This is a genomic window from Candidatus Manganitrophus morganii (assembly GCA_021651055.1).
GTDB classification, from domain to species: domain Bacteria; phylum Nitrospirota; class Nitrospiria; order SBBL01; family Manganitrophaceae; genus Manganitrophus; species Manganitrophus morganii.
Genome location: JAJHOH010000001.1, coordinates 3,787,657 through 3,799,395 on the forward strand (window position 1 = coordinate 3,787,657; position 11,739 = coordinate 3,799,395).

The 11,739-nt window shown below is 49.5% G+C and carries 7 protein-coding genes; all 7 read left to right on the forward strand.

Annotation, left to right across the window (positions count from 1 at the left end; all coding sequences use genetic code 11):
* Positions 1 to 68 precede the first annotated feature (68 nt).
* Entirely contained in the window at positions 69 to 1,052 is a 984-nt protein-coding gene (locus MCM46_17500; protein ID MCG3113607.1) for a GDP-L-fucose synthase, read from the forward strand.
* 134 nt (positions 1,053 to 1,186) lie between these two features.
* On the forward strand, positions 1,187 to 3,187 hold the full coding sequence (locus MCM46_17505) for a hypothetical protein (GenBank protein MCG3113608.1): 2,001 nt from the start codon (positions 1,187 to 1,189) through the stop codon (positions 3,185 to 3,187).
* A 33-nt stretch (positions 3,188 to 3,220) separates the two neighbouring features.
* A complete protein-coding gene (locus tag MCM46_17510; protein ID MCG3113609.1) occupies positions 3,221 to 4,051 on the forward strand; it encodes an ABC transporter permease in 831 nt (276 codons plus the stop codon).
* On the forward strand, positions 4,005 to 5,447 hold the full coding sequence (locus tag MCM46_17515) for an ABC transporter ATP-binding protein (GenBank protein ID MCG3113610.1): 1,443 nt from the start codon (positions 4,005 to 4,007) through the stop codon (positions 5,445 to 5,447). Before MCM46_17510 ends, MCM46_17515 begins: the two co-directional genes overlap by 47 nt.
* Positions 5,441 to 7,765 carry a methyltransferase domain-containing protein gene (locus tag MCM46_17520; protein ID MCG3113611.1) on the forward strand — a complete coding sequence of 775 codons (2,325 nt, stop codon included), beginning with the start codon at positions 5,441 to 5,443 and terminating at the stop codon, positions 7,763 to 7,765. Before MCM46_17515 ends, MCM46_17520 begins: the two co-directional genes overlap by 7 nt.
* Positions 7,766 to 7,829: 64 nt before the next feature.
* Positions 7,830 to 10,718 (forward strand): discoidin domain-containing protein, encoded by a 2,889-nt coding sequence (locus MCM46_17525; protein MCG3113612.1) that lies wholly within the window; start codon positions 7,830 to 7,832, stop codon positions 10,716 to 10,718.
* Between the two features lie 15 nt (positions 10,719 to 10,733).
* Positions 10,734 to 11,732, forward strand: a complete 999-nt coding sequence (locus tag MCM46_17530) for an NAD-dependent 4,6-dehydratase LegB (GenBank protein ID MCG3113613.1) — start codon at positions 10,734 to 10,736, stop codon at positions 11,730 to 11,732.
* Positions 11,733 to 11,739 lie beyond the last annotated feature (7 nt).

Below are 11,739 nucleotides of genomic sequence, written 5' to 3' on the forward strand. Positions count from 1 at the left end.
ACTCGATACACATTTCGAATGCAAGTCGCAGTGATCTTCAGGTGCCATAAATTGAAAAAGGTGAATTAATGCCTGAAATATATACTGGAAATGGTATATTCCCATTTAGTGGAAAAAGAGTGTGGATTACGGGCCATCGTGGGATGCTTGGGTCTGCTCTGGCTCGAAATTTTAGCAAAGAGGGAGCTCATTTATTGCTCGCCTCGCGTCAAGAACTTGATTTATGCAGCCAAAAATCCGTTTACGATTGGATGGACAAGAATCGACCGGAGCTCATTTTTCATGTCGGGGCGAAGGTTGGGGGTATTTATGCGAATACCACTTTTCCCGCTGATTTTCTATACAGTAATTTGATGATCCAAACGAATGTGATTCACGCCGCGCACCACTTTGGAGCCGAGAAGCTGGTTTTCGTTGCATCGAATTGTACCTATCCGACCATCGCGGCCCAGCCCATCTCCGAGGAGGCGCTGATGACCGGTCCACTGGAGGAGAACATTCGTTCGTATGCGATTGCCAAAATTGCGGGAATAGAGCTCTGCCGGGCATATCGCAAGCAGTACGGATGCAACTTCATTTCAGTGATCCCCCCCAATTTATACGGTCCGGGTGACAATTATCATCCCCAGCATGGCCATGTCGTTGCCGGCATCCTCCGCCGGGCCCATGAGGCGAAACTGGCCGGAAAAAAAGAATTGGTTGTCTGGGGCGACGGAACACCGAGACGGGAAGTATTGTATGTGGACGATTTGGCCGACGCTATGAAATGCCTGATGGCCGCCTCGGTGAAGGACGATGTGTTCAATGTGGGATGCGGTCATGATCTATCCATTGCGGAATTGGCCCATTTGATTGCCGAAGTGATCGGTTTTGAGGGGCGCATTGTCTATGATAAGTCGAAGCCGAACGGAACGATGAGAAAGCTCCTTGACAGTTCCCGCATCCAGGCACTCGGCTGGCGCCCCAAGGTCGACGAAAAGACCGGATTGCAGAATGCCTATAATGATTTTCTGGCACGGCTCGAAACTCCTCAGCTTGGTGGGCGACTCTAACACCGATCCTCTTAACACTAATCTGTTGCCCCAGTCACGTTGCATGCCCGCACAAAGCATGCGGAAGGACTGCGACTGCGCTCGTTATTGATGGCGAGTGGGTTTCTTGAATAATCATTGGCGGTACATAAAGCATGGTTGAGGATTTTGTTTTGCCTGCGGGGCTCGTTGGGCGCTTCGCGGTAGTAAAGCTGTGGCCTGAGATCAAGACTGCGGAAGATGAGGTAATCGCGCGTCTGAAAATCGCGGCGGCCGCTCTCGGCCTGGAATGCATTGAGATTTATGCAGATGGTCGTCTCTTGGAGACTCCAGCCAACGTTATAACAAAAAAAGATGTCGATTTCGTTTTTCATCTTCATTATGACACGCCAAAACTCTATGATGTTTTTTCATTTGTGGCACTGTGGAATCCCATCCAGTTTTATCACGAATGGGGTTATCAACGCTGCTCGCGGAATCTGCTGACACATGATGATTTTGTAAGCTGCGGTTCTCCTGCTGCCGACGACCATGTCGGCCGTATGGTGCGAAGGGCCGCAACGCATCTGTCCCCTCTCTTCAACCTATATCATTCAGTCGCGGATATTGTTCATCCGCCGTCACTGGGAGACCATAAACTTTTCTATGCTGGAATAAACTGGGAGGCTCTCGGTGGCGGGAGATCCCGCCATCAGGATTTGCTAAAATCCTTAGATCATACTGGCGTTCTCCGGATTTACGGCCCGAGGATATTCCAGGGCGTGAAGGTCTGGGACGGATATGACAGCTATGTCCGGGAGATTCCATTTGACGGTGTTTCGATGATGGATGAAATCGCCAAAGCTGGTATCGCGCTGGTTTTGTCATCGCAAGCGCACAAGGACTCCGAGCTGATGTCGAGCCGTTTGTTCGAGAGCGTGGCTGCCGGAGCGCTTGTCATTTGCGATGAAAATAACTTCTCTAAGAAGTTTTTCGGCGACTCTTTGCTATACATTGACACCCGATGGTCCGCCGACAGAATCTGCGATGACATATTAAAACATCTTGCTTGGGCAAAAAAGAATCACGATGAAGCCCTCGGAATGGTAGCGAAAGCACAGGATATATTTAGAACGAAGTTCACTTTTAAGAAAAATCTGAAGGATCTGTATCTCGGATTTTCAGATCGGAAGCTTAAGCTCCTTAATCGTCAATGTCCAGAGGAGAGGAGAATCAACGTTCGTTTAAACCTTCTAATGCCGGAATATTCGGATGCCATTCTTAATGCGCATATCGCCAGCGTGGTTACTCAGGAATACACCGATTTTTCTCCAATCCTAATTATCGACAAAACTGCGGCGAGCGAAAACCAGTCTTGCATTAAAGCGGTTCTTTCAAAATTGAGAATGCCGATTGATGTGCTGGAGGTCGATTTCTTTACCTATGATCGTAGTCGGGAGATTAGATCGAGACGCAGAGTCGGCGAGATCATCGGCGAGGTCTTGAAGCGGACCCCACAAACGGATGCCGTGGTATTCGTCGCGCCGAATGAGAAAATATTTTCCAATCATCTTCAAGTCCTTGCGGGAAGTTTGGCACGGAACCCGGACAAGAACTGTGCAGCAACGGCTGCCATTTTGAAACATGGAGATCAACCGATTCATAGCGTCCACGAGAGGATTGATTTCCGGCATCTTAATCCATCTGCACCGAATGGTTATGCACGTTTCATTTTCAGGGTTCTAGGGTTCCCAAAAGATTTGGGTCTGGCGCTGCCTCATCTGGATAGAAAGACGCTTGCTGTTTTAGTGGGTGAGAGCGTAATCAGCCAGGAAGTCCCATCAACCGTCGTTATTGATCTCGAGGATGAGTTTCCTTCCGGTCCTTGGAATGAGGGGCAAGAGAATGCCGTCATCAGCGATTTCTCACCATCCGCTTTCGCTACATACACCGGTTATGAGACGATCCTGCCGCCTTTACCCCCTCCGGTTAGCGTATCTTGGCGCATCATGCAATTATTGCGTTTGATCGTAGCTCAGGCACGCGCACAGCGCAGACGGGGCCTCGCGCAACTGCTACGCTTGGTTATCGCTCAGGCTCGAATACTACGCAGGGAGGGCCTGGCGGCACGGCTCATTGTTTTGAAAAGGAAGCTCAGAAAGAAGTTGACTGAGTAAAGCCGGTGGTTTAGATCTTGTAATGGAAAATACATGAATCCCCACGTTGCACCCCCTATTTCTCTAATTTCATTGGTCAGCAGTTTACAGCGTAATCGTCAGCTCATTTTTCAAATGATAAAACGTGAAGTGGTCGGTCGCTACAAAGGTTCTGCCATTGGACTGCTGTGGTCCCTTTTTAATCCGATATTCATGCTGGTGATGTACACATTTGTTTTCTCTGTTGTGTTCAAAGCCCGTTGGGGTATCGGTGGGGAAGAAACAAAAACTAAGTTCGCCGTAGTGCTGTTTGTGGGCATGATCGTGCATAGTCTGTTTTCTGAAGTTCTCAACCGCGCTCCGGGATTGATTCTTAATAATGTCAGCTACGTCAAAAAGATTGTCTTTCCCCTGGAAATCCTGCCGGTTATCAGCATGGGAGCTGCGTTATTCCATAGTCTGGTCAATCTATTTGTACTGTCTATCGCTCTCATCATCCTCAATGGTTCCTTTTACTGGACAGCTATTTTCATGCCGTTGGTGTTACTTCCCTTCGTCGCGCTCACATTAGGTTTCGCTTGGGTCCTTGCATCTTTGAGCGTATTTTTGCGGGATGTAGGGCAAGCGATTGGATTTGCAATGACGGTTATGATATTCTTTTCCCCTGTTTTTTACCCGACTTCGGCTTTGCCTGAAGACTTGCGTCCCTGGCTGATGATTAACCCGCTCACATTTATCATTGAGCAGGCCCGCTCGGTTCTTATTTTTGGCCAATTACCGAATTGGGCCGGTTTGACAGTTTACAGCTTGATTTCGATCCTCGTGGCTTGGATGGGGTATGCCTGGTTCCAAAAAACCAGAAAGGGATTTGCCAATGTCCTTTAATGATGTCGTCATCCGAGTAGAAGAAATTTCCAAGCGCTTTGAACTCTACGATTCTCCTCGCGATCAGCTAAAACAGTTTATCTTTCCCAAGCTTCAACATTTCATCGGAATGGATCCGAAACGGTATTTCCGTGAATTCTGGGCGCTCAAGAACATCTCTTTTGAGGTCAGGAAGGGAGAGTCCGTCGGCATCATCGGACGAAACGGCAGCGGGAAAAGCACGTTACTGCAAATCATTACGGGGACACTTGCGCCGACAACGGGTACAGTGACGACGAATGGACGAATTGCCGCCTTGCTGGAATTGGGTTCCGGCTTTAATCCCGAATTCTCCGGGCGTGAGAATGTTTATCTCAATGGTGCGTTGCTTGGATTCAGCAAAGAGCAAATGGACATTAAATTTGACGCGATTGCCGCATTTGCGGATATTGGTGAGCATTTGGATCAGCCGGTCAAGACTTATTCCAGCGGCATGCTTGTTCGTCTTGCCTTTGCCGTTCAAGTGCAGGTTGAACCTGACATCTTGATCGTCGACGAGGCGCTTGCAGTTGGTGACGCGTTATTCCAGAAGCGGTGTTTTCAACAACTTGAAAAATTGGTCAATAATGGTACGACATTATTATTTGTGTCTCACGATCAGGAAAGCGTCAGAACATTGACCAGTCGTGCACTCCTCTTGAATAGGGGGGTAGCCGTCGAATGGGGGCTATCTTCGGAGGTGATACTTGAATATCGTCGGCTATTACACGATGAGGAGTCCGTGTATTTCAGCGCCGCCGTAAAGGATATAGCGGCACGAAGGCGCGCTGTAAAAGCCACAGAATCTTTAGAGGTGGGCAGCGCTTCGCAGGCGTCAGTCGCAGTTGATCCCTGTTCAATACAAAATGCAATTGGTGCGCGACCTGATCGTCTTTCATTTGGCGAAGGCATAGTGAAGATCATACGAGTGGAAACACTAGATTCCGAAGGTAATCCGTGCTTAGTATATTACCCAGGAGAGCGATTGCGCATCAGAATCGTATGCGAAGCGCAGGCGGACATTGATAAATTGAATATCGCCATAAGACTCCGCAATAAAGAAGGAGTCAAGATTTACTCGTGGGGCACACTCAATCAGGATATAAGTATTCTGGCGGCCAATTCGGTAGAGCCAGTTTTTTGGAGCCGACAAATCAAAGCGTGCGAGCAATTTAACGTTTTATTCGAATGCGCCTGTAGCCTGGGAACCAATCTTTACGAGGTGCAGGCTGCAGTTTCATTTGAAGAAACGCCGGATTATATATCACAGCGCGTGTTACATTGGGTGGATGAAGCAGCTTTCTTTCAAGTTCTAATGAAGAAGAATGAGCATTTTTTCGGCGGTGTGGTTGACCTCAAAATGAAGGCGACATGGTGACTGAACCTAATTATAGCGCAGAGTATGATAATTACTGGACCCGGAGGGATCGTATCGGTGAATCCAGTGGCAATCTTGAACTAACAGCAGATCAAATTGTCATGATTTGTGGTTTCGGCAGCATTCTTGATATTGGTTCAGGAGAAGGGGCTTTAGTAGCTGCACTGTTGCGTCGTGGTCTAGACGCGTATGGTCTGGATGTATCGAGGGTTGTCGTGTCGCGTTGCCAAAAAAGGATGCCTGGACGATTTAGTCTTGGATCAGTTCTCTATATCCCATTTAGAGATAGCTCCTTTCATACTGTGGTAACCACTGATTGTATGGAGCACCTTACGCCTGAGGATGTGCCGAAAGCACTTCAGGAAATTCGCCGTGTTGCAGGGCGCTATGTTTTTCTTAAGCTTGCGACGATCCGGGATCGGGATGATCATTGGCATTTAACGGTTGAGAAACGAGCGTGGTGGGAGGCGAGGTGTTTTGAAGCCGGCTTTCGTAAGCATCCCGGTTATTACAGGATTAACGACTATGAGTCACTGAATCAAGATGGATGGCAGATTGTAATTCCTTTAGAAAAAACTCCAGAAAAGGTTTTAATAAGCTATCCGTTGGCATCCCTAAATGAAGAGCGTGGCTTGCATATGGACATGTTGCGCGATTCCGGGGAGCGTTCGGATGCTCACGTAATTCGATATCAGTGGGCATGTGACTACATTAAACCTGGTGATCGTGTCCTGGATGCGGCATGCGGTCTCGGCTATGGCAGCCATGTTATTCAGTATATGACACAAGCCGAAAAGATTGTGGGGTTTGATGGTAGTGAATACGCAGTCAACTACGCGACCCAATCGTTTGCATATGAGAACGGACAAGTGGAGTATCTCTGGGGCATATTGCCCGATGCTCTTTCATCTTATAAGGATGGTTCCTTCGATGTCATCGTATCTTTTGAGACACTAGAACACGTCGCAGATCCTCCAGCCCTTTTGAAGGAATTCCACCGCCTCCTTTCTCCTGGTGGCCGAATTATCGTAAGCGTTCCCAACAATTGGAGTGATGAAACCGGAAGAGATCCGAACCCTTATCACCTTCACGTGTATGACTGGACGAGATTACAGGGTGAACTTGCGTCGCATTTTGTTTTGGAGGAAGCTTTTGCCCAGACGGCAAGCCGGTGTAAAAACTCCCACAACGGGAATCAGTGGGAGACACGGCCTAGATCATTTCGAAAGGTGGCCATTACCGAGCAGGTTCCAGCGGATTGCGAATGGTGGTTGATGGTGGCAATGAAATCGCCGTTGGGTACAACTCAAGATTACCAAGAGCGTATGTTTCATAATATTGCTCATGCCGGACATGCGTCGATTCGTTACGCTGAGTCATACCAAAATCCATGGTTGATGCACGCCATGGTGAATGTAGGGTATCGATTGAAGCGTGTGGATGCCCTGGAAAAACTGGCCTCTGAAGTGATGTCGGTTTCGCCGAAGAATTCGAGCGATTATGCCGCAGCGCTTTCCGTAAAGGCGTATCGCGTTCTTGAGCGGTGTTTTGCGGAGGCGCTTGCGGTACGAGAGATCATCGGCTGCATCGATGTCGTTGTCGCCGATCCGCCGGAAGGCCCCATGGGGTTGCGTTGGCAGGTCTCTCTTCTTTTTGTTAAAGCGAAGCTTCTCCAGAGGGGGGGCCATCTGGAGCGGGCAAAGGCTACATTCGTGAAATGCGCCGGCTTGGATGTGCGTGGATTTGGAATCCATTTGGCCACCAAGACCACGGAGGCTTGGTTCAATGCCGGAAAGATTGCATACTCACTGAGCGATAAAGAAGAAGCTCGATCGTATTGGGAGCGCGGCGTTGATTGCGGGAACATTTTATTGTCCGCATCTCTTGATGACATTTTAATCAATCGATCATTTCCGAACCGGTTTAACCATGGGGATGGGGTTCGTGAGTACACCGTGGCATGGGACAACATCGCCCGCTGTGCCAACGGGCTGCATCTTCTTCGACGGGGAGGAGAACTGGATCCTGCCGCTTTGGAAAACTGTTTCCAGACGGAGTATTCCGTCGTCACCCAGGATTTGATTGAATGCCGTCGGCAACTGGTGGAACGGACGCGGGAACTGGTCGAGACGCGGGAGATTCTCTTGGAACGAACTGCGCTGCTGGAACAGAGCAGCAAAGGGGTGTCGGATCTGACGCGGGAATTGGTTGAAACGCGGCAAACCCTGGTCGACCGCAGCAAGATGCTCGAAGAGATACGGAATTCTTTCCGCTATAGAATCAAAAATAAGTTGAAAATATTTTTTAATAAGCTGTAATGGACTATAAAGTTCCAGGCATGGGCCCAATAGATGGGTATCAGAATAATAACAAGGATTTGCTTTGATCAAACATGCAGCCGTTGAAATGTCAATCGCCGCAGTGACTGCGCTCATTGCGCTCATTAAGCGGAACAGAAGTTTTGCGCTTGCCATTGCAATGACGGCAATTTTTTACCTGCCAGCATTAAGGAACGGGTCGGTCGACGCTGGGTTTCTCTATGGGGGAGACACCCTCGGTTGGTATTTACCGGCATTGGCCAAAACACAGATGCTGATCCATTCATTTAATTTCACGGCGATCGACTTCTCCTCATATAACGGCAGTTCCGACTTTTTTCTGAGCCCCAACTTCTTCGCCTATCATCCATTTGTCGTGATCTACAGTTTGCTGGCGGCGCCGGAAACAACGACGCGGCAAGATCTCGGCCGCTTTTTGGTGTTGATGTTTGCGGCACATTCCTTTCTTGCGTGCTATTTTTCTTTAAAACTGTTCACCCGTTTCTTTTCTTTTGAATTCGGCCCCGCCGCACTGATTGCCGCCATATTCGCATTCAGCCTATACATGATGAATTCGCTTACACAACCATCGTTTCTCCTTTGTGCAACGATTATTCCCTGGGCCGCATACAGTGCTTTGGCCTATAGTGAGGGACCCAATCTCCGGCGGCTCGTATTCGCCTGTTTGCCTGTCGTGATCGGTTTTATGGGAGGGTATATGCCTCTCGGCGTTGCCTGTCTGGCTCTGTCGGCCGGTTTGGTCGCGGCGAAGCTACTTGTGATCGATGATTCAATCTCACTTGATGAACGGGTGCGTGCGTTATTTTTTGCCGCTACTCCCTATCTTTGCGCATCGCTGATCGTGTCGCCTTATTTATATGCAGTTTATAAATTTCATAAGGAAACAACGAGTGTTAATGTAGTATCGCTTTTTTATAGTGCGTATCAACTGGCGGAGCTGCCGCAAACTTTTCTGAGGCTCATTTCCTCTCATTTTGACGTTCCGGGACCGAGCTATGAGTTTTCTTTGGCCTGGGGTCTTATTGCCATCACGACCGCCGCTATTTTTATTCTCAGTCCCAAGACAATGACCGCGCTGACCGCGCGGGATTGGAAAATATTCAAAGTTTCCGCTTTCGTTTACTTTGCGGCTGTTTTGGCGATCTTCGGTCATTACAGCGTGGTTAGCGACTTGGTTTATTATCTGGTTCCCCAGGTGGGGAAGATGCATATTTATCAGCGCTTTTTGCTCCCCACGTATCTGCTATTTGCTGTGATGGTTGCCCTGATGCTTAAAGCGTTAGTCCAAGTGCGCCCTCCGGTTGCGTTAAGAGTTGTTCTGACCATCCTTGTGGTTGCCACCCTCGTGGCTGCATACATCGTGAGCCGTAATCCTGTCTTGGCGAAGGAAATGGGGCTGAACAACTATCTGATCTTTGAGCTGCTTCTGGCGTGTTTATTCGCTTTTACGCTTTTAATCCCCGACGAAGCGTTCGTCTACGGCGTCGCAATTGTGCTATTTTGTCTTCCCCCCCTCGACCGCATGTATGACTTCTCTGTCGGCGGAAGTACCTTCGAGGAACAACGGAAACGGCAAGGAGTTATTTTAGATGAAGGGGAGAAAGCGCGGTTCGTCTCATACCTCAAACGCTTTGACGACAAGGAGGTCATAAAGTATGTCGACATCACCCCCATGTGGACCAAAGGCGGGGTGGAGACATTTCCAAAGGTCTTCCCCTATTATGTATTGAAAGATCTGCGACTGTCGTCCTACGGCGGTTTTACCTTCTATCTTTCCGCCCGGGCCGACTACATGCGAAGAATGCCGGTTATGGGAGAGGTCGCCGTCAGCCCGGATTGGGAAGTCATAGAGAATTCGGGCGCCGATTTTGTCGTTGCGCGCGAGTCGGACCTTGGGATCGGCGCTTTAGGCGCTCTGTTTACAAATATAAAAACCGATGAATTGTACAGGCTCCCGAACGACGCCGTGGTCCTCCCTCTGCACACCCGGGCGGTAAAAGTGGCGTCATCTGACTCCATCATTTTCGACAACGGATATTTCAGGGCTTTTCCAAACGGAAATGAACCGAATAAGCTGGAAAATATCGCTCTGGGGAAACCTGCCAGGCAGAGTAGCAATGGCGGAGGGGAGGCAAGGCTGGCGGTCGACGGTAATACGAATGGGGACTATAACCTCGGCTCGGTTACCCATACCGGAGGTGAATCTCATTCCTGGCTTGAAATCGACTTAGGCGCTGTCGAGCCAATCGACAGCATACGAGTTTGGAATAGAACCGATTGTTGCGGATTTCGGCTCAACAATTACTGGATATTTATTTCGGAAATCCCCTTTTTACCGAGCGATACAGCCTCCGAACTGCGGACGAGGCCAGCAACCTGGAGCAAAGTGAATTTTACCCCCAATCCTAAGGGCACGATAAAGACAGGGGGAGTGCGCGGCAGATATATTCGCGTTCAACTGAGTGGGACGTCTACCGACCAAGGCTTCCTGAGCCTTGCGGAGGTGGAGGTTTTTCGTTCTGCTCAGGTGCCGGTCGCGGCTTCTGTGCCCGCTTCCGTAAAACTATCCGACTTGAAAGTGAGGGAATTTGCAACCGATCATGCGAGCTATCTACGCCTCGACCTCGAATCATCCTCGCCGACCACTGTACAGTACCTGTTTTGGCATAATCCAAGACTCAGATATTATCTAAACGGAAAACGGGTGAAATGGGTCGAGCAGGATGGATTACGCACCCTTTCAGTCCCCGCCGGACGCAATCTGCTTGAGATCAGATACCGGCACTGGCCCTTGACTGGATTCTGGATTCTTTATACCATATACGGGCTGATTTTCCTGTGGGCCTTAATGCCGACTGAATTCCGGACCGGCGTCTGGCGAAAGTTACGGTGGCCTCGGTCAATGGAAAGTCGGCCGGGAGAAATAAGCTGAGTCATTGGGGGTGTAATGGAGCTCAAGAACAAAAAAGTACTGGTGACCGGGGCTGATGGATTCATCGGCAGCCATTTAGTGGAGGCGTTGCTGGATCGCGGCTGTGATGTCAGGGCATTTGTTTTTTATAACTCTTTCAATAGCTGGGGTTGGCTGGATACATTGTCAGCGGAGAAGTTAAAGTCTCTCGATGTTTTCTCCGGGGACATTCGCGATCCAAATGGCGTTTCGCAAGCGATGAAAGGGTACGACGTCGTCTTTCACCTGGCGGCCCTGATCGCTATACCCTTTTCGTATCATTCGCCCGATTCATACGTCGATACCAACATCAAGGGGACGCTGAATGTGCTGCAAGCGGCGCGTCAGCAAGGGACCGAGCGCGTCTTGGTAACTTCCACCTCCGAGGTTTACGGCACCGCACAATACGCTCCCATAGATGAAAAACACCCGTTCCAAGGCCAATCGCCATACAGCGCCACCAAGATCGGCGCCGACCGCTTGGCCGAGTCGTTCTATCGTTCCTTTGAAACGCCCGTTGTGATCGTCCGCCCGTTTAATACGTATGGACCCCGTCAGTCCGCAAGAGCGGTCATTCCGACCGTGATTACCCAATTGCTATCGGGACAAATCGAATTGCGGCTTGGAAATCTGACGCCCACCCGTGATTTCAACTATGTTAAGGATACGGTCCAAGGGTTCATCGCATTGGCCGGGGCGGACGCCGCAATCGGACAGGAAATCAATATCGCGACCGGTGAAGAGCATTCAATCGGCGATGTGGCGCAGATCTTGATTGCCGATCTGAACCCCGAAGCAAAAATTGTTGCCGACGAGGAGAGGCTCCGCCCGGAAGCCTCTGAAGTATACCGACTCATGGGCGATAACACCCGGATTACCACGCTTACCTCGTGGCGGCCGGGCCATGACCTGAAGGCGGGATTGAGAGACACCATTCGTTGGTTCAAACAACCCGACAATCTCACTCGTTATAAGGCTTGGCTGTACAACATTTAAAGAGGAA

What these genes read in the sequence shown, in the direction of transcription:
- MCM46_17520 (MCG3113611.1), top strand. Translation starts at nt 5,441, where the DNA reads ATGGTGACTGAACCTAATTATAGCGCAGAGTATGATAATTACTGGACC.
- MCM46_17500 (MCG3113607.1), top strand. Translation starts at nt 69, where the DNA reads ATGCCTGAAATATATACTGGAAATGGTATATTCCCATTTAGTGGAAAA.
- MCM46_17530 (MCG3113613.1), top strand. Translation starts at nt 10,734, where the DNA reads ATGGAGCTCAAGAACAAAAAAGTACTGGTGACCGGGGCTGATGGATTC.
- MCM46_17510 (MCG3113609.1), top strand. Translation starts at nt 3,221, where the DNA reads ATGAATCCCCACGTTGCACCCCCTATTTCTCTAATTTCATTGGTCAGC.
- MCM46_17515 (MCG3113610.1), top strand. Translation starts at nt 4,005, where the DNA reads ATGCCTGGTTCCAAAAAACCAGAAAGGGATTTGCCAATGTCCTTTAAT.
- MCM46_17505 (MCG3113608.1), top strand. Translation starts at nt 1,187, where the DNA reads ATGGTTGAGGATTTTGTTTTGCCTGCGGGGCTCGTTGGGCGCTTCGCG.